This is a genomic window from Amycolatopsis sp. NBC_01286 (assembly GCF_035982555.1).
Taxonomy (GTDB): Bacteria; Actinomycetota; Actinomycetes; order Mycobacteriales; family Pseudonocardiaceae; genus Amycolatopsis.
Genome location: NZ_CP108428.1, coordinates 6202048 through 6227810 on the forward strand (window position 1 = coordinate 6202048; position 25763 = coordinate 6227810).

Consider the following 25763-nt stretch of genomic DNA (forward strand, 5'->3'; position numbering starts at 1 on the left):
CTGGCCCTTCGCCTGGACCGACGTCGCCGTGCACGCCACCGGCGCGACGTCGCTGCGCGTCCGGATCCGCCCGGCCGGCGACGGCCTGGCCCTCGACCTCGCCGACCCGGCTGGTGCGCCGGTCGCGTCCGTCGGCTCCCTCGTCACCCGCCCGATCCCGCGCGACCACCTGACCGCACCGGTCGACGACGCCCTCTTCACCCTCACCTGGACCGAACTCCCGCACCACGAAGATCCCGCACCACAGGACTGCGTCGTGCTCCGGGTCGACACCGGCGGCCCGGGCGAGGAGCCCCGGCGCGTGCGCGACGTCGTCGGGAGCATGCTGCGGTCCGTCCAGGAGTTCCTCGCCGACCCGGCCCAGGCCGGGACCCGGCTCGCCGTGGTCACCACCGGCGCCGTCGCCCCGGACGGCGGCACCCCCGACCCGGTCGGCGCGGCGGTGTGGGGTCTGGTCCGCAGCGCCCAGACCGAGAACCCGGGCCGGCTCCTGCTCGTGGACGGCGACGTCGCCGACGGCCTGTTCGCGACCCTCGCGGCCGCCGGTGAGGACGAGTGCGCCGTGCGCGACGGGCACCTCTGGGTGCCGCGCCTGACGCGCCCCGACCCCGGGCTCGTCCCGCCCGACGGGCCGTGGGTCCTCACCGCAACCGGCGGTGGCACCTTCGACGACCTCGCGCTCGTCCCCGCACCGCACGCCACGGAACCCCTCGAACCCGGCCAGGTCCGCCTCGCCATGCGCGCCGCCGGCCTCAACTTCCGCGACGTCCTGGCCGGCCTCGGCGTCGACGTCGGCGCGGCCGGGATGGGCGGCGAAGGCGCCGGCGTCGTGCTGGAGACCGGCCCGGGAGTGTCCACTGTGGACGTCGGCGACCGGGTCATGGGCATGGTGCCGCAGGGCTTCGGGCCCGTCGTGGTCGCCGACGCCCGCACCCTGGCCCCGGTGCCGGAAGGCTGGTCGTTCGAGCGCGCCGCGTCGGTGCCGGTCGTGTACCTGACGGCGTTCTACGGCCTCGTGGACCTGGCCGGGCTGCGGCCGGGCGAGCGCGTGCTGGTGCACGCCGCGGCCGGGGGCGTCGGGATGGCGGCGGTCCAGCTCGCGCGCCACCTGGGCGCCGAGGTCTACGCGACGGCGAGCCCCGGCAAGCAGCACGTGGTGCGGGAGATGGGGATTCCGGACGAGCGCATCGCGAATTCGCGGACTCTGGAGTTCGCGGAGAAGTTCGGCCAGGTCGACGTCGTCCTGAACTCGCTGGCCGGTGAGTTCGTCGACGCGTCGCTGGGGCTGTTGGCCGAGGGCGGCCGTTTCCTCGAGATGGGGAAGACGGACATCCGCACGGACGTCGAGCGCTACCAGGCGTTCGACCTGCCGGAAGCCGGTCCGGAGCGGATCGGCGAGCTGCTCCGGCACGTCCTGGACCTGTTCGACGCCGGAGAACTGCGGCCGATCCCGGTGAAGCCGTGGGACATCCGGCGGGCGCCGGACGCGTTCCGGTTCATGGCCCAGGGCAAGCACATCGGCAAGAACGTCCTGACGCTGCCGCGCACCCTCGACCCGGCGGGCACGGTTCTGATCACCGGCGGCACGGGCATGCTCGGCTCGCTCATGGCACGGCACCTCGTCACCGAGCACGGTGTACGTCACCTCGTGCTCGCGTCGCGTCGAGGCGCCGACACCGAGACCGCGCGTGAGCTGCGGGAACACGGTGCGCGGGTCGACGTCGTGGCGTGCGACCTGAGCGACCGGGACCAGGTCCGGACGCTCCTGGACGGCCTCTCGCTGACCGGCATCGTGCACGCCGCCGGGGTCCTCGACGACGGCGTGTTCTCGTCCCTCGACGACGAGCGACTGGACAAGGTCTTCGCGCCGAAGGTCGACGCCGCCGTGCACCTGGACGAGCTGACGCGCGACGCCGACCTGGCGCTGTTCGCGATGTTCTCGTCCGTCGCGGGTGTGTTCGGTGCCGCGGGCCAGGCCGGCTACGCCGCCGCGAACGCCTTCCTCGACGCGCTGGCCGCCCGCCGCCCGGGCGCCGTTTCCCTGGCCTGGGGCCTGTGGGCCGGGGACGCCGGGATGACCGCGAGCGCCGACGCCGCCCGGCTCGCGCGCTCCGGCTTCGGCGCCCTCGAACCCGCCCGCGGCCTCGCGCTGTTCGACCGCGCGCTCGACGCGGCCCGGCCGTCGCTGGTCCCGATGGCCCTCGACGTCACCGCCCTGCGCGACGTCCCGCCGATCCTGCGGAAGCTCGCCGCCCCGGCCCGGCGGACCGCCCGCACCGACCGGCCCGGCACCGGCGCCCTCGGTGCCCGGCTGGCGCGCCTGGACGCCGCCGCGCAGCTCACCACCCTGACCGACCTGGTCTGCGCCGAAGCCGCCGCGGTCATCGGCGGCGGCGCCGGGATCGGCGGCACGCGGGCGTTCCGCGACGTCGGCTTCGACTCGCTGACCGCCGTCGAACTGCGCAACCGGCTCGCGACCGCCACCGGCCTCGCCCTGCCGGCCACGGCCGTGTTCGACCACCCCAGCCCGGCCGCGCTCGCCGCCCACCTGCACGCGCGGCTCCTCGGGATGGGCGCCGAGGCCGCGCCCGCCACCACAGCCGCGCCCGCCACCACGGCGGCGTCCGACGAACCGATCGCCGTCGTCGGCATCGGCCTCCGGCTCCCCGGCGGCATCGACCACCCGGACGCGCTGTGGGAGGCGCTGTCCGACGGCGTCGACGCGGTCTCGGCGTTCCCCGCCGACCGCGGCTGGGTCACCACCGGGCTCGACGGCACCGCCCGCGTCGGCGGCTTCCTGCACGACGCCGGCCGGTTCGACGCCGCCTTCTTCGGGATCTCCAGCCGGGAAGCCCTCGCGATGGACCCGCAGCAGCGGCTCGTGCTGCAGACGTCGTGGGAGGCCCTGGAACGCGCCGGGGTCGCGCCGACCGCGGTGCGCGGCCAGGAGGTCGGCGTGTTCTTCGGCGCGATGACCCAGGAGTACGGCACCCGCCCGGACGCGGCCGCCGACGTCACCGGCTACGGCCTGACCGGATCCTCGACCAGCGTCGTCTCGGGCCGGGTGTCCTACGTGCTCGGTGTCCAGGGCCCCTCGGTCACCGTCGACACGGCGTGCTCGTCGTCACTGGTCGCGCTGCACCTCGCGGCGCAGTCGCTGCGCGCGGGCGAGTGCACGATGGCCCTGGCGGGCGGCGCGACGGTTATGGCGACCCCGGCGGCGTTCGTCGAGTTCACCCGGCAACGCGGCCTCGCGGCGGACGGCCGGTGCAAGTCCTTTTCGGACGAAGCTGACGGCACAGGCTGGGGTGAAGGCGTCGGAGTCCTTGTATTGCAACGGCTTTCCGACGCCGTCAGGGACGGCCGGGAGGTCTTGGCTGTGGTGCGCGGTTCGGCCGTCAACTCCGACGGCGCGTCGAACGGGCTGACCGCGCCGAACGGTCCCGCTCAGCAGGCGGTGATCCGGCGGGCGCTCGCCGGGGCGGGCCTCGAAGCGTCCGAAGTGGACGCCGTGGAGGCGCACGGCACCGGAACCGTCCTGGGCGATCCCATCGAAGCCCAGGCCCTCCTGGCCACCTACGGCCGTGACCGCGCACCGGACCGGCCGCTGTGGCTCGGCTCGGTCAAGTCCAACTTCGGGCACACCCAGGCCGCGGCCGGGGTCACCGGCGTGATCAAGATGATCCTGGCCATGCGGCACGCCCGGCTGCCGAAGACGCTGCACGCGGACACGCCGTCGTCGCGCGTGGACTGGACGTCCGGGGCGGTCCGGCTGCTCGCCGACGCCCGGCCGTGGCCCGAGACGGACCACCCGCGCCGGGCCGGGGTGTCGGCGTTCGGCATCTCCGGCACCAACGCGCACGTCGTCCTCGAACAGGCCCCCGAACGCGCGACCGCCCCGGCCGCGGGGGAGACCGGACCGGTGGTGCCGCTGGTGATCTCGGCCCGTTCGGCAGCGGGCCTGACCGCGCAGGCCGCCCGGCTGGCGGCCGCTCTCGACGACGACCTCGGCGCGGCAGGCTGGTCGCTGCTCGGCACCCGGGCCGTCTGGGAGCACCGCGCCGTGATCCTGGCCGAGGACCGTGACCAAGCCCTTTCGGCTCTGGAAGACCTCGGCCGAGGCGTGACCCGGGGTGAAGTGGATCCGGCGCTCGGCGGTGTGGGCTTCCTGTTCACCGGGCAGGGCGCGCAGCGCGCGGGTATGGGAAACGAGCTGTACGAAGCTTTCCCGGCGTACGCCGAGGCGTTCGACGAGGTCTGCGCGGAGCTGGACCGGCACCTCGACCGCCCGCTGCGCGAGGCGATCGCGTCGGAACTGGTGCACGAAACCGTCTACACCCAGGCGGGGTTGTTCGCGGTCGAGGTCGCGATGGTGCGGCTGCTCGCGTCGTTCGGCGTCCGGCCCAAGGTGCTCGCGGGCCACTCGCTGGGCGAGCTGAGCGCCGCCCACGTCGCCGGGGTGTTCTCCCTGGCCGACACCGCGCTGCTGGTCACCGCGCGCGGCCGCCTGATGCAGGCGCTCCCCGCCGGCGGGCGCATGGTCGCCGTCGCCGCGGCCGAGACCGACGTCGAGCCGCTGCTGGGCGGCGGAGTGTGGCTCGCGGCCGTCAACGGCCCGCGGTCCGTGGTGCTCTCGGGCGAGGCGGACGCTATCCAGGCCGCGGCGGAATCGTTGTCCGGACGGGGTTTCCGGACGACCGAGCTGACCGTCGCCCACGCGTTCCACTCCGGGCTCGTCGAGCCCATGCTGGCCGAATTCGCCGAAGCCGCCGCCCGCGTCGAGTACCACGAACCGCTCGTACCGGTCGTGTCCACTGTGTCCGGACAACTCGCCGGGGCGGAGCTGTGCTCGCCGCGGTACTGGGTGGACCAGGTGCGCCGGCCCGTGCGGTTCGGCGACGCGCTGCGCACCGTCGCCGGGCAGGCGGTGGCGGCCGTGCTGGAGGTCGGGCCGGACGCCGCGTTGACCGCGATGGCCGGCGAGCCGCTGGTCGCCGTCGCGCTGAGCCGCCGGGACCGGTCCGAGAAGGGCACCGCCCTCGCCGCGCTGGCCGAGCTGTTCACCCGCGGCGTCGACGTCGACTGGACACCGCTGTTCCCGGCCGGCGCGCGGCGGATCGTGCCGCTGCCGACCACGGCCTTCCAGGACCGCCACTTCTGGCTCGAGCAGCAGGCCGCGCCGGCCGACGTCTCGGCCGCCGGGCTGCGGCCCCTGACACATGCCCTGCTGGGCGCGGCGATCGACGACCCCGGCTCGGACACCGTCGTGCTGACCGGGCGGCTCTCCCACGACGCGCAGCCGTGGCTCGCCGACCACACCGTGGCGGGCACCGCCGTCGTCCCCGGCACCGCCCTGGTCGAGCTGGCGGTCCAGGCCGGCCGCCAGGCCGGGACCCCGGTGGTGCGGGAACTCGTCATCGAGGCCCCGCTGCCCCTGGACGGCGTCCGCCAGCTCCACGTCGTCGCCGGGCCCGGCCAGGACGGCCGCCGGCCCGTCGCCGTCCACTCCCGGCCGGCCGGCGAGACCTCCTGGACCCGGCACGCCTCCGGCTTCCTCGTCGCGGGGGAGCCGGCCCCGAAGGCCCCGGCGGACTGGCCCCCGGCCGGCGCCGACCAGCTCGACCTCGACGGCTTCTACGACGTCCTGGCCGCGCGCGGCTACGCCTACGGCCCGGCGTTCCGGGGCGTCACCGCGGCGTGGCGCCGGGACGACGAGCTGTTCGCCGAAGTCGCGCTGGGCGCGGGCGCAGGGGACTTCGCCGTGCACCCCGCGCTGTTCGACGCCGCCCTGCACGTCACGGCGCTCGAAGCCGGCGACGGCGTCGCGCTGCCGTTCGCGTGGCAGGACGTCGCCGTCCACGCCACCGGCGCGACCGCGGCCCGGGCGTGGATCCGCCCGGTGACCGGCGGCATCTCCCTGGAACTGGCCGACGCGACGGGAGCACCGGTGCTGTCCGTCGGCGCGCTGCTCAGCCGTCCGGTGTCCCCAGGAGGCCCGGCCGACGGCCGTCTCTTCGCCCTCGACTGGACCACCCTCCCGGCCGACGTCGCCGACGGCAGTCCGTTGTGGACGATCACCGGAGCGGACGACGACGAGCTGCCGCCGTGGGTCGCGCTGCACGTCGTGTCCGGCGACGCCCGGACCGCCGTGGGCACCGTGCTGGCGGCGATCCGGCGGTTCGTCTCCTCGCCGAGCCGCCTCGTGGTGGTCACCGGCGCCGACGGGCCGGTGGCGTCGGCCGTCGGCGGGCTCGTGCGCAGCGCGCAGGCCGAGCACCCCGGACGGTTCGTGCTGGCCGCCGGTGACGTCCACAGTGGACACCTGGCGGTGGCCGACGCCCGCGGCGAGGCCGAGTTCCGGGTGCGCGACGGCCGGATCGAAGTGCCGCGGCTCGTCCGGGAACCGGTCCGCGACGCCGTCGCCTTCGACCCCGCCGGGACCGTGCTGATCACCGGCGGCACGGGCATGCTCGGCGCCCTCGTCGCCCGGCACCTGACCGGCACCCACGGCGTCCGCAGCCTGCTGCTCGCGTCCCGTCGCGGACCCGACGCCGACGGCGCCCGCGAGCTGGCCGGCGAACTGCGTGGCCGGGGGGTGCGCGTCGACGTCGTCGCCTGCGACACCGCCGACCGCGACCAGGTCGCCGCGCTCCTGACCCGTGTGCCGGACGACGCCCCGCTGATCGGCGTCGTCCACGCCGCGGGCGTGCTCGACGACGGCGTCGTGACGGCGCTCGACGCGACGCGGGTGGACCGCGTGTTCCGGCCCAAGGCCGACGCCGCCGCGCACCTCGACGAGCTGACCGGCGACTTGGCCTTCTTCGTGCTCTTCTCTTCGGTGGCCGGTGTGCTCGGCGGCGCCGGGCAGGCGAACTACGCCGCGGCCAACGGCTTCCTCGACGGCCTGGCCGAGCGCCGCCGCGCGGCCGGCCGCCCCGCCGTGTCGCTGGCGTGGGGCCTGTGGGCGGGCGAACGCGGGCTGAACGCCGGGGCCGACACCGCCCGGCTGGCCCGCCTCGGGTTCGGCGCGCTCGACGCCGCGGCAGGGATGGCGTTGTTCGACGCGGCGCTCGCCTCGCCCCGGCCGGTGCTGGTGCCGATGGCCCTCGACCTCGCCGCCGTCCGCGAAGCGGGGCCGGTCCCGCCGGTGCTGCGGTCCCTGGCCGGGCGGGCCCGGGCCGCCGCGGCCCCGGTCACACCCGCGTCCGGGTTCGAGCGGGACCAGCTGGTCGAGCTGGTGTGCGCGGAGGCCTCGGTCGTCCTCGGCGGCGACCCGGTCGCCCCGGCGCGGGCGTTCCGCGACGTCGGCGTCGACTCCCTGGCCGCGGTCGAGCTGCGCAACCGGCTGGCCGCCGCGACCGGCCTGGACCTGCCGCCGACGGTCGTGTTCGACCACCCGACCCCGGCGCTGCTGGCCGGGTACCTGCACGGCGAGGCGGCGGGTGACGCGCCCGCCGAGGTCGTGCCCGCGGCGGCCGTCGACGACCCGGTCGTCATCGTCGGCATGGGCGTGCGCCTGCCCGGCGGCGTCGAGAGCCCGGAAGCGTTGTGGGACCTGGTGTCCGGTGGGGTCGACGCCGTGGCGCCGTTCCCCGCCGGCCGCGGCTGGGACGTGGCCGGGCTGTACGACCCGGACCCGGACAAGGTGGGCAAGTCCTACACGCGCTCGGGCGGGTTCCTGCACGACGCGGGTGTGTTCGACCCCGACTTCTTCGGGATCTCCCGCCGCGAGGCCCTGGCCATGGACCCGCAGCAGCGGCTGCTGCTGCAGACGTCGTGGGAGGCGCTGGAACGCGCGGGTGTCGCCCCGGATTCCCTGCGCGGGCAACGCGTCGGCGTCTTCACCGGGCTGATGTACCACGACTACGCGACCGCCGACGAAGGCCTGGAAGGCATGCTCGGCGCCGGCTCCGCGGGTAGCGTCGCCGCGGGCCGGGTGTCCTATGTGCTCGGTGTGCAGGGCCCGGCCGTCACCGTCGACACGGCGTGTTCGTCGTCGCTGGTCGCGATCCACCTGGCCGCGCAGTCGCTGCGGTCGGGCGAGTGCACGATGGCGCTGGCCGGCGGCGCGACGGTGATGGCGACGCCCGGTGTGTTCGTCGAGTTCTCCCGGCAGCGCGGCCTCGCCGCGGACGGCCGCTGCAAGTCCTTTTCGGACGATGCGGACGGCACGGGCTGGGGTGAAGGCGTCGGCGTAGTGGTGCTGCAACGGCTGTCCGACGCGGTCCGCGAAGGCCGTGAGGTGCTGGCGGTCGTGCGGGGGACGGCGGTCAACCAGGACGGTGCGTCGAACGGGCTCACCGCGCCGAGTGGCCCCGCGCAGCAGGCGGTGATCCGGCAGGCGCTGGCCAACGCCGGAGTGACACCGTCCGAAGTGGACGCCGTCGAGGCGCACGGCACCGGTACGCGGCTCGGCGATCCGATCGAGGCTCAAGCGCTGCTGGCGACGTACGGCCAGGACCGCGGAACGCCGTTGTGGCTGGGGTCGCTGAAGTCGAACATCGGTCACGCCCAGGCCGCGTCCGGCGTGGCCGGGGTGATGAAGATGGTCCTCGCCATGCGGCACGGTGTGCTGCCGCCGACGCTGCACGCGGGCACGCCCTCGACCCGGGTGGACTGGACGTCCGGTGCCGTCCGGCTGCTCACCGAAGCTGTTGACTGGCCTCGCGGGGACCGGCCGCGCCGGGCCGGGGTGTCGTCGTTCGGCGTCAGCGGGACCAACGCGCACCTCGTCCTGGAAGAGGGCGTCCCGGCGGCGGCCGCACCGCCCGCGGCCGGGGGAGTGGTGCCGGTCGTCGTGTCGGCCCGGTCGGCCGACGGGCTCACCGAGCAGGCCGAACGCCTGGCCGCGACCCTCGAAGACGCGCCCGACCTGGGTGCGGTGGCGTGGTCGCTGCTGCGGTCGCGCGCGGTGTGGGAGCACCGCGCGGTCGTGCTGGCCGACCGCGGGACCGACGTGGCCGCGGCCCTGCGCGGCGGGACGGTGGTCCGCGGCGAAGCCGACCCGGCGCGTCACGGCGTCGCGCTGGTGTTCACCGGTCAGGGTGCGCAGCGGATCGGGATGGGTGCGGAGCTGGCGGCGGAGTTCCCGGTGTTCGCGACGGCGTTCGATGAGGTCTGCGCCGAGTTCGACCGGCACCTGGACCGGCCGCTGCGGGAAGCGATCGCCTCAGAGCTGGTGCACGAGACCCGCTACACGCAGGCGGGGTTGTTCGCGGTCGAGGTCGCGATGGTGCGGCTGCTGGAGTCGTTCGGGCTGAAGCCGCGGGTGGTCGCCGGGCACTCGCTCGGCGAGATCACCGCGGCCCACGTCGCGTGCGTGTTCTCCTTGCCGGACGCGGCGATGCTCGTCGCCGCTCGCGGACGGCTGATGCAGGCGCTGCCCGCCGGTGGCGCGATGGTGGCCGTCGAAGCGTCCGAAGTGGACGTCCACTCCGTACTGGGCGACGGCGTCTGGCTCGCCGCGGTGAACGGCCCGCAGTCCGTGGTGCTGTCCGGGACCGCCGAAGCGATCGAGGCCGCGGCGGAGCGGCTGCCGTACCGGGTGAAGCGGCTGACCGTCTCGCAGGCGTTCCACTCCGGACTGGTCGAACCGATGCTGGCGGAGTTCGCCGAGGTGGCGGCACGCGTGGGCTACCACGAGCCGGTGGTGCCGCTGGTGTCCACTGTGTCCGGTGCGGTCGCCGGGGCGGAGCTGTGCTCGGCGGGCTACTGGGTCGACCAGGTGCGGCGGCCGGTGCGCTTCGCCGACGCCGTCACGACGCTGCTGGACCGGTCCGTGGTGGCCGTGCTGGAAGTCGGCCCCGACGCCGCGCTGACGCCCCTGATCGACGCGGCCGGACCGGCGGTGGCCGCCCTTTCCCGTCGTGGCCGGGGCGAGGTCACGACGTTCCTCACCGGGCTCGCCGAGGCCTTCGCGCACGGCGCCGACGTCGACTGGACGCAGCTCTTCCCGCCGGGCTACCGGGCCAATGTTCCCTTGCCGGTCACGGCGTTCCGGCGCGAACACTTCTGGCTCGCCCGGCCCGCCGCGACCGCCGACCCGGCCGGGCTCGGTCAGGACAAGCTCGCGCACCCGATGCTGCGCGCCGCCGTCGACGACCCCGAGTCCGGCGGCCTCGTCCTGACCGGCCGGCTCTCGCACACCGCGCTGCCCTGGCTGGCCGACCACACCGTCGGCGGTGTCGCGCTGCTCCCCGGCACCGCGCTCGTCGAACTCGCCGTCCAGGCCGGCGACCGGCTCGGCCTGCCCCTGCTGCGGGAACTCGTCATCGAGGCGCCGCTGCCGGTGACCGACGGCGCCGACCCGCAGCTGCGGGTGGTCGCCGGACCGGACGACGACGGCCGCCGCACCGTCGGCGTGTACTCCCGCCGGGGCGACGGCCCGTGGACCCGGCACGCGAGCGGCGTGCTGGCCGCCGACACCCCGGCCCCGACGGCCGACGTGACCGAGTGGCCGCCGCCCGGCGCGGAACCCGTGGACGTCGAAGGCTGCTACGACACCCTGGCCGATCGCGGCCTGGGGTACGGCCCGCTCTTCCGCTGCCTCACCGCCGCCTGGCGCCGCGGCGACGACCTGTACGCCGAGATCGAGCTGCCCGAAGGCGCCGACGTCGCCGGGTACACGATCCACCCGGCGTTGTTCGACGCCGCCCTGCACCCGGCCGCGCCGGCCGCCGGCACCGCGGCGCTGCCGTTCGCCTGGCGCGACGTCGTGGTCCACGCCGACGGCGCGTCGGCGGCTCGCGTCCACCTCCGGCCCGACGGCACCGGCGGGCTCACGCTCGCCCTGACCGACCCGACCGGCGCGCCCGTGCTGTCGGTGGGCTCGCTGGTCACCCGTCCCGCTCCCGCCCAGCTCGGCGAGGCCCAGGACGACGCTCTGTACACAGTGGACTGGCGGTCCGTGACCCCGTCCGACGCCCCGGCGGTCCCGGCCGTGATCATCACCGACGCGGCAGGACTGGCCGCGGCCTCAGCCGATACGCAGGTGCTGCTCTTCGTCGAAACCGCCGGTGCCCGGGAAGCCGTCACCGGCGTGCTCGACGTGCTGCAGGCCTTCCTCGCCGACCCGCGTCGAAAGGAAGCAAGGCTCGTCGTCCTCACCCGGGACGCGCTCGCCGACCCGGCCGCGGCCGCCGTCTGGGGCCTGGTCCGCGCGGCGCAGGCCGAGCACCCGGGCCGGTTCGCGCTCGTCGACCTCGGCGACGCACCCGCGCCCGGCACGTCCTGGCGCGATCCCGCCGGACCGGCGGAGAACCAGTGCGCGCTCCGCGACGGCCAGGTCCGGGTGCCCCGGCTGGTCCGCGCCCGGCGCGACACCGGGTCGAGCGCGCTCGACCCGGCGGGCACCGTGCTGATCACCGGCGGCACCGGCACCCTCGGCTCGCTCGTCGCCCGGCACGTCGTCGCCGAGCACGGGGTGCGCAGCCTGCTCCTCGCCTCCCGCCGCGGCGAGACCGCGCCCGGCGTCGCCGAACTGTGCGACGACCTGCGCGGCCTGGGCGCGCGGGTCGAGGTGGCCGCCGCCGACCTCGGCGACCGCGAGCAGGTCCGCGCCCTGCTCGCCCGCGTGCCCGCCGACGCGCCGCTGACCGCCGTGGTCCACGCCGCGGGCGTGCTGGACGACGGCGTCGTCACCGCCCTCGACGCCGCCCGCGTCGAGACGGTCTTCCGTCCGAAGGCCGACGCCGCCGTGCACCTCGACGAGCTGACCCGCGACGCCGACCTCCGGGCGTTCGTGCTCTTCTCGTCGCTGTCCGGCGTGCTCGGCGGCGCGGGCCAGGGCAACTACGCCGCGGCCAACGCGTTCCTCGACGCCCTCGCCGTCCGCCGCCGGGCGGCCGGGCGGCCCGCGCAGTCACTCGCGTGGGGCCTGTGGAGCGACGGCTTGGGCGCGGCCGCCGACGGCGCGCGGCTGGCCCGCGCCGGCATCCGGGCCCTCGACCCCGGGCACGGGATGCGGCTGTTCGACGCCGCGCTCGCCTCGGCCACCACCGTGCTGGTCCCGGCCGAGTTCGATGTCCCCGCACTGCGCGAGCACGCCCGCACCGGTGACGTCCCGGCGCTGCTGAACGACCTGGTCGGGCCGGTGCGCCGCCGGGCCGGCCGGGCACCGCGCGTCACGAACGCCGACGCGGCCGCGCTGCTCACCCTCGTTCGCACCGAGGCCGCCGCCGTGCTCGGCGCGGGCACCACCGTCGGCGCCACCCGGCCCTTCCGCGACGCCGGCTTCGACTCGCTGACCGCCGTCGAACTGCGCAACCGGCTCACCGCCGCGACCGGCGTCACGCTGCCCGCCACCGTCGTCTTCGACTTCCCGAGCCCGGCCGAACTGGCCGGGCACCTGCGCGACACCCTCCTGGGCGGGACCGCGACCCCGACCCCGACACCGGCCACCGCCGTCGTCGCCGACGACCCGATCGCCGTCGTCGGCATGGGCCTGCGCCTGCCCGGCGGCGTGCGCACCCCGGACGAGCTGTGGGCGCTGCTCGACGGCGGGGTCGACGCCGTGACGCCGTTTCCCACCGACCGCGGCTGGGACGTCGAGGCGCTCTACGACCCCGACCCGGACGCCGCGGGCAAGTCCTACACCCGCCACGGCGGCTTCCTGCACGACGCGGCGCTGTTCGACCCGGGCTTCTTCGGGATCTCCCGCCGCGAGGCCCTGGCCATGGACCCTCAGCAGCGGCTGCTGCTGCAGACGTCGTGGGAGGCCCTCGAACGCGCCGGGATCGCCCCGGATTCGGTGCGGGGGCAGGACATCGGCGTGTTCACCGGCCTGATGTACCACGACTACGGCACCGGCGCGCACGACAGCGGCCTCGAAGGGATGCTGGGCACCGGCGCCGCCGGCAGCGTCGCGGCCGGGCGCGTCTCGTACGTCCTCGGCCTGCGCGGACCCGCCGTCACCGTCGACACCGCGTGCTCGTCGTCGCTCGTCACCATCCACCTGGCCGCGCAGTCGCTGCGGTCGGGGGAGTGCTCGATGGCCCTGGCGGGCGGCGCCACGGTGATGGCGACCCCGGGTGTCTTCGTCGAGTTCTCGCGCCAGCGCGGCCTGGCCGCCGACGGCCGCTGCAAGTCCTTTTCGGACGAAGCCGACGGCACCGGCTGGGCCGAAGGCGTCGGAGTCGTGGTGCTGCAACGGCTTTCCGACGCCCTGCGCGAAGGCCGTGAGGTCCTGGCTGTGGTGCGCGGGACGGCGGTCAACCAGGACGGCGCGTCCAACGGGCTCACCGCGCCGAACGGCCCCGCGCAGCAGGCGGTGATCCGGCGGGCCCTGGCCAACGCGGGCCTGCGACCGTCCGATGTGGACGCCGTCGAGGCGCACGGCACCGGGACGTCCCTCGGTGATCCGATCGAGGCGCAGGCGCTCCTCGCGACGTACGGTCAGGACCGCTCGGAACCGTTGTGGCTGGGGTCGCTGAAGTCCAACATCGGGCACACCCAGGCCGCGGCCGGCGTCGCGGGCGTGCTCAAGATGATCCTGGCCATGCGCCACGGAGTCCTGCCCCGGACGCTGCACGCCGACGCGCCGACGTCCGAAGTGGACTGGACGACCGGCGCGGTCCGGCTGCTCACCGAGGCCCGGCCCTGGCCGGAAGGCGACCGGCCCCGCCGCGCCGGGGTGTCGTCGTTCGGCGTCAGCGGCACCAACGCCCACCTCGTCCTGGAGCAGGGACCCGCGCCCGTGCGCCCGGAGCCGGCCGGCGGGCTGGTGCCGCTCGTGGTCTCGGCCCGTTCGGCGACCGGGCTGGCCGAGCAGGCCGCACGGCTGGCATCGGTCGTCGGAGAAGCGGCTGCCATCGGCTGGTCGCTGGTCCGCTCCCGCGCCACCTGGGAGCACCGCGCCGTCGTCCTCTCCGACGAGCCCGCCGACGCCCTCCGCCGCATCACCGAGGACCGCGCCGACGTCGTGACCGGCGTCGCCGGGCCGGGCGGCCCGCTCACCTGGGTGTTCCCCGGCCAGGGCGCGCAGTGGACCGGGATGGGCCGGGAACTCTGGGCGGCGAACCCGGTGTTCGCGGCCCGGATGGAAGCGTGCGCGGCCGCCCTGGCACCGCACGTGGACTGGTCCCTGGCCGACGTGGTGCGCGAAGGCCGGCCCCTCGACGCCGTGGACGTCGTCCAGCCGGTGTCGTTCGCGGTCATGGTGTCGCTGGCCGCGGTGTGGGAGTCGCTGGGCGTGCGGCCGGACGCCGTCGTCGGGCACTCGCAGGGCGAGATCGCCGCGGCGTGTGTCGCCGGGGCGCTCTCCCTCGAAGACGCCGCCCGGGTGGTGGCCGTCCGCAGCCGGATCATCGGCCGGCGGCTGGCCGGCCACGGCGGGATGCTGTCCGTCGCGGTCGGTGCCGACGAGGTCGCGCTCGTCGACGGCGTCGAGATCGCGGCCGTGAACTCGCCGTCCGCCGTCGTGCTCGCCGGCGTCCCGGAGGCGCTCGACGACCTCGAAGAGCTGTACCGCGCCAAGGACATCCGCGTCCGCCGCGTGCCGGTGGACTACGCCTCGCACACCGCCCAGGTCGAAGGCATCGAGGCCGACCTGCGCGCCGCCCTCGCCGACGTGCCGGGCGACGTCCCGGCCGTCCCGTGGTACTCCACTGTGGACAGTGCGTGGATCACCGCGCCGCTGCCGCCGGACTACTGGTTCCGCAACCTGCGCGGCACCGTCCGCTTCGCCGACGCGATCCGCGCACTGGCCGGCGAAGGCCACCGCGTGTTCCTCGAGACCAGCTCGCACCCGGTGCTCGGCCCGGCTATACGCGAGACCCTCGACGACGACACCGTGCTGGTCGCCGGAACCCTGCGCCGCGACCGGCCCGAATGGCCGCGGTTGCTCAAGTCCGCGGCCGAGCTGTTCGTCCACGGCGTCGACGTCGACTGGACCGGCGCCTTCCCCGCCGGGCACACCGGCGTCGTCCCGCTGCCGACCACGGTCTTCCAGGAGGAACGTTTCTGGCTCACGCCGCGCCCGGCCACCGCGGCGGGCTCCGACGGCGACTTCTGGGACGCCGTCGCGCAGGACGACCTCGCCACCCTCGGCGACACCCTCTCCGGCACCGACCAGGACGCCCTGCGCGCCCTGGTGCCCGGCCTGACACGCTGGCGCGCTACCCGCCGCGACGCCGCCACGGCCGCCTCGTGGTGCTACCGCGTCGAGTGGGTCCGCGTCCCCGAACCGGCCGGCACCGGCCGCTGGCTCGTGGACGGCGACGACCCCGTGCTCGCCGGTCTGCCGGGCGCCGGGACCGGCCCGGCCGACGGCGTCGTCGTCTTCGCCGCGGACGCGCGGACCGCGTTGCCGCGCATCCAGGCCGCGCTCGCCGCGGACACCGGCCGCGTCTGGGTGGTGACCCGCGGCGCCGTCGGCGTCGACAGCGCCCCCGACGACGCCGCGGGCGCCGAGGTCTGGGGCCTCGGCCGCACCGCCGCGCTGGAGCACCCCGGCCGCTGGGGCGGGCTGATCGACCTGCCCGCCGACGCCGACGCGACCACGGCCCGGCGGCTGCTCAGCGCGTTGCAGGGCCCCGAGGACCAGGTCGCCGTGCGCGCGACCGGCCTGTACGCCCGCCGGCTCGTCCGTGCCGGCAATGTCGCAGGCCCGGGCTGGACGCCGCGCGGGACGGTCCTGGTGACCGGCGGCACCGGCGGCGTCGGCCGGCACGTCGTCCGCTGGCTCGCCGAAGCCGGGGCCGAGCACCTGGTGCTGCTGAGCCGCCGCGGCGCCGACGCGCCCGGCGCGGCGGACCTGGCCGCGCTCGACGTCCGCGTGACGCTGGTGGCCGGCGACGTGGCGGACCGCGAGACCGTGGCGCGGGTGCTGGCGGAGTACCCGCCGGACGCCGTCGTGCACGCCGCCGGTGTCCCGGGCGGCGCGGTGGCCGTCGCCGACTGCACGCCGGAAGACCTCGACGAGGTCCGCGCGAAGGTCGTCGGGGCGCGTCACCTGGACGAGCTGACGGGCGACCTGGACGCGTTCGTGCTGTTCTCCTCGGCCGCCGCGACCTGGGGTGCCGCCGGGCAGGGCGCCTACGCGGCCGCGAACAGCCACCTCGACGCCCTGGCCGAGATCCGCCACGCCCGGGGCCGGGCCGCGCTGTCGGTCGCCTGGGGGGCCTGGGCCGGCGGCATGGCCGAGGAGGCCGGTGCCGGGTTCGCCCGGCGCGCGGTGCTCACCATGGCCCCGGACCTCGCCCTCTCGGCGCTGCGGGCCGCCCTGCGTGACGGCCGCCCGGCCGCCGTCGTCGCGGCGGTGGACTGGCCGCGGTTCGCGCCGCTGTTCACCGCGGCCCGCCCGAGCCCGCTGCTCGACGGCATCCCCGAAGCCGCCGACGCTGCCGCCGCACCGGACGTCCCCGACGTCACCGCGGCCGAAACCCTGCGGGCACGCCTGCGCGACCTCGATCGCCCGGCCCGGCTCGGCCACCTCACCGGCGTGGTCCAGGCCCAGGCCACCGCGGTGCTGGGCGAGCAGGACGAGGTCCCGGCGGCTCGCGCCTTCCGCGACGCCGGGTTCGACTCGCTCACGGCGATGGAACTGCGCACCCGGCTGGCCACCGCGACCGGGCTCGCGTTGCCGGTCACCGTCGTGTTCGACCACCCGGATCCGGCCGCGCTCGCCGCGCACCTGCACGACGAGCTGTTCGGCGCCGCCACCGTGGTGGCCCTGGCGTCCGCGGTGACCGCCGACGACCCGATCGTGATCGTCGGCATGGGCGTGCACCTGCCCGGCGGCGTCGACGGCCCGGAAGCGTTGTGGGACCTGCTGTCCGCGGGCACCGACGCGGTCACCGAGTTCCCCGCGGACCGCGGCTGGGACGCCGGCGCCGTCTACGACCCCACGCCCGGCACCCCGGGGAAGACCTACAGCCTGGCCGGGGCGTTCCTGCACGACGCCGGGCTCTTCGACCCGGAGTTCTTCGGGATCTCGCCGCGCGAAGCACTGGCGATGGACCCGCAGCAGCGGTTGCTGCTGCAGACGTCGTGGGAGGCCCTGGAACGCTCGGGGGTCGCCCCGACGTCGTTGCGCGGGCAGGACGTCGGCGTGTACTTCGGCGCGGCGGTCCTCGGCTACGGCGCCGGCCCGGCGTCGGACGACCTCGCCGGCTACGCGCTGACCGGCTCGTCGTCGAGCGTGCTGTCCGGCCGGGTGTCCTACACGCTCGGCCTGCGCGGCCCCTCGGTCACGCTCGACACGGCGTGCTCGTCGTCGCTGGTGGCGATTCACCTGGCCGCGCAGGCGCTGCGGTCGGGGGAGTGCTCGATGGCGCTGGCCGGCGGTGCGACGGTGATGGCGACGCCCGCCGCGTTCGTCGAGTTCGCCCGCCAGCGCGGCCTCGCGGCGGACGGCCGCTGCAAGTCCTTTTCGGACGATGCCGACGGCACGGGCTGGGGTGAGGGCGTCGGAGTGCTGGTGCTGCAACGGCTTTCCGACGCGGTCCGCGACGGTCGGGAGGTCTTGGCCGTGGTGCGCGGGTCGGCGGTGAACTCCGATGGCGCGTCGAACGGCCTGACCGCGCCGAACGGCCCGGCGCAGCAGGCGGTGATCCGGCAGGCCCTCGCCGACGCCGGGGTGGCACCGTCCGAAGTGGACGCCGTGGAGGCGCACGGCACCGGGACGACCCTGGGTGACCCGATCGAGGCGCAGGCGCTGCTGGCGACCTACGGCCGCGACCGGGAGCGGCCGCTGCTGCTCGGGTCGCTGAAGTCGAACGTCGGGCACACGCAGTCCGCGGCCGGGGTCGCCGGGGTGATCAAGATGGTCCTGGCGCTGCGCCACGGCGTGCTGCCGAAGACCCTGCACGCGGACCGGCCGTCGGCGAAGGTGGACTGGACGTCCGGCGCGATCCGGCTGCTCACCGCACCGGCGCCGTGGCCGGAAGCCGGCCGCCCGCGCCGCGCCGGGGTGTCCGCCTTCGGCGTCAGCGGGACCAACGCCCACGTCGTCCTGGAGCAGGCCCCGGCCGCCGCCCGGCCCGAGCCGCCCGTCGCGGCGGGCGCGGTGCCGCTGGTGGTGTCGGCCCGCACGGCCGCCGGGCTGGCCGAGCAGGCTGGGAAGCTCGCCTCCGCCGTTGCCCAGCTGCCGGCGGCGAGCGTGGCCCGGTCCCTGCTGACCGGCCGGGCGCGGTGGGACCACCGCGCCGTCGTCCTCGCCGAAACCCCGCAGCAGGCGGCCGACGGCCTGGAAGCGATCGCCGCCGGGGCGGGCCTGCGCGGGTTCGCCGGGCCGCGCGCGCTCGACGTCGCGTTCGTGTTCAACGGCCAGGGCGCGCAACGGCCCGGCATGGGCCGCGAGCTGTACGAGGCGTTCCCGGTGTACGCCGAGGCCTTCGACGAGGTCTGCGCCGAGTTCGACGGCTACCTCGAGCGGCCGCTGCGCGCGGCGATCGCGGCGGAACTGGTGCACGAGACCGCTTACACACAGGCCGCGCTGTTCGCGATGGAGGTCGCGCTGGTGCGGCTGCTGGCGTCGTTCGGTGTCCGCCCGGCGGTGGTGGCCGGGCATTCGCTGGGCGAGCTGACCGCGGCGTACGTCGCGGGCGTGTTCTCGTTGCCCGACGCGGCGAAACTGGTCGCGACGCGGGGCCGCCTCATGCAGGCCCTGCCCGCCGGCGGGGCGATGGTCGCGGTGGCGGCCTCCGAAACGGCCGTCCGGCCGGTCCTCGGCGACGGCGTCTGGCTGGCCGCGGTCAACGGCCCCGAGGCCGTCGTGCTCTCCGGGGAAGCGGCGGCCGTGCACGCGGCCGCGGCGTCACTCGGCGTCCGCACCACCACCCTCGACGTCGACCGGGCGTTCCACTCCGGACTGGTCGAGCCGATGCTCGCGGAGTTCGCCGAGGTCGCCGAAACCGTGACGTACGCCCCGCCGTCGATCCCGCTGATCTCCGCGGTGACCGGCGTCGAGTCCACTGTGGACTCCGCGGAGTACTGGGTGGGTCAGGTTCGCAGCCCGGTCCGGTTCGCCGACGTGACCCGCGTGCTGCTCGACCGCGGCGTGGCGGTGGTGGAGGCCGGGCCCGGTGGCGGTCTCGCGGCCGCGGTCCGCGGGCCGGACGGTGACGCGGTCGCCGTCGCCCTGTCCCGTCGTGACCGGCCCGAACGCGAGACCCTGCTGACGGGGCTGGCCGAGCTGTTCGTCCACGGCGTCCCGGTGGACTGGGCACCGGTGGTGCCGGCGGACGTCCCGGTCGTGCCGCTGCCGACGACGGCGTTCCAGCGGCAGCACTACTGGCTGGAGTCCGCGCCGGCCCGCGACCACGCCGAGACGTCGTTCTGGGAGGCGGTGGCGGCGGAGGACGCCGAGTCGCTGAGCGAGGTCCTCGCCCTGCCCGACCCGGAGCGGCTGCGTGACGTCCTGCCCGAGCTGACCCGCTGGCACCGCGAGCGGCGCGGCGAGGCCGTGCTCCGGCCGTGGCGCTACCAGGTCGAGTGGACCCGGCTGCCGGAACCCGCGCCGGCGCGACCCCGAGTGCGGGTGCTCGGTGACCCTGCGCTCGCCACGGTGCTGGGCGACGACGGACCCCCGGACGCCGTCCTCGTGCGGGCCACGGACGCCGCGAGCGCGTTGCCGCTGCTGCAATCCCTGCTCGCGGAGGACGGCCCGCGCCTCTGGGTGGTGACGTCCGGGGCCGTCGGGACCGGGGGCGACGACGTGCCGTCCGACGCCGCCGCCGCGCAGGTGTGGGGCCTCGGCCGGACCCTCGCCCTGGAGCACCCCGGCCGCTGGGGCGGCTTGGTCGACGTGCCCGAAACGCTCGACGAGACCGCCGTTCAGCGGGTGCTCGCGGTCATCGGCGGATCGGAGGACCAGGTCGCCGTCCGCGCGGTGGGGGTGTTCGCCCGCCGGCTGGTCCCGGCGCGCCCGGTCCCGGCCGGACCGGGCTGGACACCGCGGGGCACGGTCCTGGTGACGGGCGGCACCGGCGGCGTCGCCGGGCACGTCGTCCGCTGGCTGGCCGAAGCGGGAGCGGCGCACCTGGTGCTGCTGAGCCGTCGTGGGGGCACCGCGCCCGGCGCGGCGGAACTGGCCGCGGAGGTAGACAAGGCCGGTGTCCGGGTGAGCCTGGTCGCCGGGGACGTCGCGGACCGGGACACCGTCGCGCGGGTGCTGGCGGAGTACCCGCCGGACGCCGTCGTGCACGCCGCCGGCGTCTCCGGTGGCGCCGTCACGATCGCCGACTGCACGCCCGAAGCGCTCGAGAACGTGTTGGCGGCCAAGGTTTCCGGCGCTCGTCACCTGGACGAGCTGACGGGTGACCTGGACGCGTTCGTGCTGTTCTCGTCGGCGGCCGCGATCTGGGGCGCCGCCGGGCAGGGGGCGTACGCGGCGGCCAACAGCCACCTCGACGCGCTGGCCGAGATCCGGCGCGCCCGGGGCGAAGCCGCGGTGTCGGTCGCCTGGGGCGCCTGGGCCGACGGCATGACCACCGAGGAGGACGCGCGCGAACACCTGCACCGCCGGGCGGTGCGGACGATGGCCCCCGGTCCGGCGCTGTCCGGGCTGCGCGCGGTGCTGCGCGAGCAGCGGGTCACCGCCGTCGTCGCGGCCGTCGACTGGACCCGGTTCGCGCCGATCTTCACCGCGGCGCGGCCCAGCCCGCTGCTGGCCGGCGTGCCCGCGGCGGTCGACGCCCTGGTCGTCCCGGAACCGGCGGGCACGGCCCTCCCGCGCTTGCGGAGCCTCGGCCCGGCGGCCCGGATGGACGCGCTGACCGACCTGGTCCGCACCGAGGCCGCGGCCGAACTGGGTCACGCGGGGGTCGAGGCGATCGCCGCCGACCGGCCCTTCCGCGACCTCGGCCTCGACTCGCTCACCGCCGTGGGCCTGCGCGACCGCCTCGCGTCGGCGACCGGCCTGCGCCTCACCGCGGCGCTGGTCTACGACCACGGCACCCCCGCCGCCGTCGCCCGGCACCTGGCCCCGCTGCTCGACGGGGACGCGGCCCCGGACGGCACGCTCGGCGGCGTCTACCGGGACTTGGCCGAACGCGGCCTCGGCGAGGAGATGCACCGGTTCGGCCTCGGCGCGGCCGCACTGCGGGAGCGGTTCACCGGCGGCGAGACCGCCAAGGTCGTCCGGCTCGGCGGCGGGCCGGACGGGCCGCACCTGATCGGTCTCCCGCCGCTGACGGCGTTCGACCACGTGCTGAACTTCGCGCAGCTCGCCCGGTGCTTCCCCGGGGAGACGTCGGTCGTCCTCCCGCCGGGCTACGCGGCGGACGAGCGGCTCGCACCGTCGTTCGCCGCGCTGGCCGACGTCCTGACGGCCGCGGTCACCGCGTGCGCGGACGGGAAACCGTTCGCACTGCTGGGAATCTCGGCGGGCGGCCTGCTCGCACACGCGGTCACGGTCCGGCTGGAGCGCCAAGGCCTGGCACCGTCCGGAGTGGTCCTGCTGGACAGCTACCTCCCGGGCGGCCTGGCTCCGAGGCTGTCCCGAGCGTTGGTGCACGGAGCGGCCCAAGCAGGCGCGGCGACCTACCACGACCACGCGATCACGGCGGCATCCGCGTACACGGAACTGCTGCGCGAGTGGCAGCCGGAAGAACTGGCGACGCCGACGCTGGTGCTTCGGCCGGAGGACGCGGTGCCACTCCCGCCGGGGGAGGAGACCTTGTCCCTGGCGGAGCGGACGTCGGTCTGGCCGCTGGCCCACGAGTCGGCCCGCGTGCCGGGCGACCACTTCACGATGAGCACGGAGCACGCCGCGGAAACGGCAGAGGTGGTGCTGCACTGGCTCGACACCGTCGGCGGCTTGGAGGGTCGACCGTAGCCGAAAAGTGAGCAGCCGAGGTGAGTTCGTGGTCGCGGGCGAACTCGGCCGAGGTCCGGCGGTCTGTTTCCACAGCTCAAGCGGCGATGACCGGAAATGCTTCTCCTCCCGGCAAGGCCGGCGAAAGCGAGTTTCGTACGCGCGGAGAATCGCCCACAATGATCACATGACCAGCCGTGATCCCCTTGCCCTGCTTGACACCCGGGCCGCCGGGGTGCTTCGTCGCCTGCACTCGGCGAATGACCGGCAGCTTCCGCGGAACCTCCTGCGGCTCGCCGGTGATCTTCCCGCGCTCGTGCTCGGCCGGCCGCGGCGTCGCCCGCCCGTGGCGGCCGAGCGCTTCGACGATGCGTTCCTCGCGCTCGGGCGGAAGCAGGCCGCCTACTGCTATGCCCAGGCCCGCGCTGTGCGCGCTCGCCGCGTCGTCGAGTTCGGGACGTCGTTCGGCGTGTCGACGATCTGGCTGGCGGCGGCCGTGCGGGACAACGGCGGCGGCACGGTGATCGGCACCGAGATGGTGCCGGAGAAGGCCGAACGGGCCCGCGCCCACGTGCGGGAAGCCGGTCTGGAGGACCACGTCGACATCCGCACCGGCAACGCCCTGGAGACCTTGCGCGATCTCGACGGCCCGGTCGACCTCATGCTGAACGACGGCTTTCCCGACGCGGCGCTCGACGTGCTGCGCCTCGTCGCGCCACGGCTGCGCACGGGAGCGGTGGTGATCACCGACAACGTCGGCGCGATGCGCGGCGACTACGCCGGCTACGTGTCCTGGTTGCGAGACCCGGTCAACGGCTTCGTCTCGGTTCGGGTGCCGTACAAGGGAGGCACGGAGGTCTCGATCCGGGTGGACTGACGAACGACCCCTCGTTCAGCGAGCCGGTGTCTCGAATCGCGCGTCCCGGTGGCGGACGCCCAGGCCGGCGTACAGTCCGTCGTCCTGGGGGAGCACGGCCGCGGTCAGCCGCTCGGGATTCCAGTTCCCGCTGGTGGTCAGCCCCGGCTCGACCAGCTCGAAACCCTGGAACAACGCCAGTACCTCCGCGCGCGGCCGGGGGAAGATGTGGTCCTGTGTGGAGCGCATCGTTTCGGCGACCCGGGGATCGGCCAGCACGGCGAAGTCGTTGGTCAGGTGGGTCAGCGCGAACTGGCTGCCGGGGGCGAGCGCGTCGCGGTAGGTGGCGAACACCCGGGGGACGTCGGCTTCCGGTGGCAGGTAGTGCCCGACGGCGACCGCGAGCAGCCCGACCGGCTGCGTCAGATCGAGCAGCGTCCGGACGGGCTCGGAGTTCAGCACGTCGGCGGGGCGTGTGATGTCTGCCTGGACTGTGGCCGCGTGGGGGTTGTCCGCGAGCAGCAACCGGCTGTGGGCGACGGCGACGGACTCGTAGTCGACGTAGACGACCCGGGCGGCCGGGTCGACCGCTTGGGCCACTTCGTGGACGTTCCCGGTCGTCGGAATGCCGGAGCCGAGGTCGAGGAACTGGCGGATGCCCGCGTCGAGCATGAACCGCACCGCCCGGCGGAGGAAGGCCCGGTTGCGCCGGGCGACGAGAGCGACCTCCGGCTGGATGTCCGTGAGCCGCTGCGCCACGGCACGGTCGGCGGCCAGGTTGTGGGCCCCGCCGAGCAGGTAGTCGTAGATCCGCGCGACGCTGGGCGTGGCCCGGTCGACTCCCGCCGGAACCCAGTCCGCGCCTTCGGCTTCGGTCACCGTCACCCTCCCTGATGATTCTCGGTACCCAGTATGGCGGATCCACCACCGGGAGCGGAGCTTCGGATACCGCTGCGCGAGCGGATCGGCTGCGCTTGAATGGCGCCATGAAGTACGTCTTGCTGATCTGCGACGACGAGGTCGACGCGCCGACGAACGAGCAGCTCGCGGCCGATCCCGTCCACACCGAGTGGCTGGCCGACCTCGACCGGCGCGGCCGGGTCAGCGGCATGGCGCGCCTGCGCCCGGTGGAGAGCGCGACCACCGTCCGGGTCCGGCAGGGCGAGACCCTGATCTCGGACGGTCCGTTCGCGGAGACGAAGGACTTCGTCGGCGGCGTCGTCATCGTCGACTGCGCGAACCTGGACGAGGCGGTGGCGATCGCCGCCGGTCATCCGTACGCGCACCGGGGCTGCGTCGAGGTCCGCCCCGTCTGGGAATGAGCGCGCCGTCACCGGAGGTCCGCGCGGCCGTCGAGGCGGCCTACCGGGAGGAGTGGGGTCAGGTCGTCGCGACGTTGATCGGCTTCACCGGCGACTGGGACCTGGCCGAGGACAGCGCGCAGGAGGCGTTCGCGTCCGCGCTCACGACGTGGGCGCGCGACGGCGTCCCGCGCAACCCGGGGGCGTGGCTGACCATCGCGGCGCGCAACCGAGCGACCGACCGGATCCGCCGTGACGCGGTCGGGGCCACCAAGCTCCGTGACCTGGCCGTGCGGCAGCCCGTTCACGACGCCGACGCCGACGCTGACGACATCCCGGACGAGCGGCTGCGGCTGATCTTCACCTGCTGCCACCCCGCACTGCCGCTGCCCGCGCGGGTGGCGCTCACGCTGCGTACGCTCGCCGGCCTCACGACCGCCGAGATCGCCCGGGCCCTGCTGTCCGCCGAAACCACCACGGGCCAGCGGCTGAGCCGGGCGAAGCGCAAGATCCAGGACGCCGGCATCCCGTACCGGGTCCCGCCGGCGGAGCTGCTGCCGGAGCGCCTGGCGGCGGTGCTGGCCGTGTTGTACCTGATCTTCAACGAGGGCTACGGGGAGGCGGACCAGCGGGCGCTGACCGTCGAGGCCATCCGGCTGGCCCGGGTCCTGACGACGTTGATGCCCGCGGAGGCCGAACCACGCGGGCTGCTCGCGTTGATGCTGCTGCACGAGTCGAGGCGCGCCACCCGGCTGCGCGACGGCGAGCTCGTCACCCTCGAGCACCAGGACCGGTCGCGGTGGGACGGCGCGCTGATCGACGAGGGCGTCCGGACCCTGGACGCGGCCCGGGCGCTGCGCCGGACCGGCCCGTACCAGCTGCAGGCGGCGATCGCGGCCTGCCACGCGACGGCTCCCAGCGCGGCGGCGACCGACTGGGTGCGGATCGCCGGCCTGTACGCGGACCTGAGCGAGCTGACGGCGTCGCCGGTGGTGGAACTCAACCGCGCGGTGGCGGTGGCCATGGCGGACGGCATCACGACGGGCCTGGCGCTGGTGGACGCGCTGGCGGCGGCCGGCAGCCTGGACGGCTACCACCTGCTGCCGGCGACCCGCGCGGACCTGCTCCGCCGTGCCGGCCGCGATGCCGAGGCCCGCACGTCCTACGAGCAGGCACTGGCGCTGGCTCCGGCCGATACGGAGCGCCGCTACCTGGCCAAACGGCTCCACGAACTGGCGCCGGAAAACTGATCGAAGATTTCTCGCGGCAGGTGGCAAAGCCGGCTCTCGCCGTTCGTCGGTGGAACAACAGGGTCCTCCGGGACCCGCACCGACCACCGAGGAGACAGCCGTGAACGACAGCTACACCACCACCTTCACCGTCCCCAGCACCGCCGCCGAGGTCACCGACGCGATCACCGACCCGCGCGCCTGGTGGATGACCGACATCGCCGGTGACACCCGGCAGGTCGGCGACGAATTCTCCTTCGAGGTCCCCGGCGTCCACTACTCCCGGCTCCGGGTCACCGACCTGATCCCCGGCGAACTCGTCGTCTGGGAGGTCGTCGACGGCAAGGTCCAGTTCGTCGCCGACCAGGACGAATGGACCGGCACCCGGATCCGTTTCGCGATCTCGTCGACCGACGACGGCACCACGGTCCGCTTCACCCACGAGGGCCTGCGCCCCGCGGTCGAGTGCTACGACGCCTGCTCCGGCGCGTGGAACCTCTACGCCGGCGCCAGCCTCCGCGACCTCCTCGTCACCGGCACCGGACAGCCCAGTTCCAACCCCGATGAGGTCACCTTCCAGGAAAACGCGCGCACCAGCCGCTGAACCCGGCGAACGGGCCCAG

6 protein-coding genes are annotated in these 25763 nt (G+C 75.5%); 5 read left to right on the forward strand and 1 reads right to left on the reverse strand.

Translation table 11 applies throughout. The features are described from left to right. Positions 1-28: 28 nt before the first annotated feature. Both OG570_RS29430 and OG570_RS29435 read left to right on the forward strand, forming a co-directional pair. Complete coding sequence (locus OG570_RS29430; RefSeq protein ID WP_442788197.1) at positions 29-21775, forward strand: SDR family NAD(P)-dependent oxidoreductase; 21747 nt, start codon at positions 29-31, stop codon at positions 21773-21775. 28 nt (positions 21776-21803) lie between these two features. Beyond that, positions 21804-22631, forward strand: a complete 828-nt coding sequence (locus tag OG570_RS29435; RefSeq protein WP_326952384.1) for an O-methyltransferase — start codon at positions 21804-21806, stop codon at positions 22629-22631. Positions 22632-22646: 15 nt separating this feature from the next. Here the strand turns inward: OG570_RS29435 and OG570_RS29440 are convergent, their stop codons facing one another. Then, on the reverse strand, positions 22647-23489 hold the full coding sequence (locus OG570_RS29440) for an SAM-dependent methyltransferase (RefSeq protein WP_326952385.1): 843 nt from the start codon (positions 23487-23489) through the stop codon (positions 22647-22649). Between the two features lie 107 nt (positions 23490-23596). On the opposite strand from OG570_RS29440, the gene OG570_RS29445 reads away from it, so the two are divergent. From OG570_RS29445 to OG570_RS29455, 3 genes are all read left to right on the forward strand, one after another. After that, the gene (locus OG570_RS29445; protein ID WP_326952386.1) at positions 23597-23932 is read left to right on the forward strand and encodes a YciI family protein; all 336 of its coding nucleotides are present in this window, start codon (positions 23597-23599) and stop codon (positions 23930-23932) included. Then, positions 23929-25161, forward strand: a complete 1233-nt coding sequence (locus OG570_RS29450; protein ID WP_326952387.1) for an RNA polymerase sigma factor — start codon at positions 23929-23931, stop codon at positions 25159-25161. Before OG570_RS29445 ends, OG570_RS29450 begins: the two co-directional genes overlap by 4 nt. A gap of 100 nt (positions 25162-25261) precedes the next feature. Then, the gene (locus OG570_RS29455) at positions 25262-25744 is read left to right on the forward strand and encodes an SRPBCC family protein (protein ID WP_326952388.1); all 483 of its coding nucleotides are present in this window, start codon (positions 25262-25264) and stop codon (positions 25742-25744) included. Positions 25745-25763: the final 19 nt, after the last annotated feature.

What these genes read in the sequence shown, in the direction of transcription:
- OG570_RS29445 (WP_326952386.1), top strand. Translation starts at nt 23,597, where the DNA reads ATGAAGTACGTCTTGCTGATCTGCGACGACGAGGTCGACGCGCCGACG.
- OG570_RS29450 (WP_326952387.1), top strand. Translation starts at nt 23,929, where the DNA reads ATGAGCGCGCCGTCACCGGAGGTCCGCGCGGCCGTCGAGGCGGCCTAC.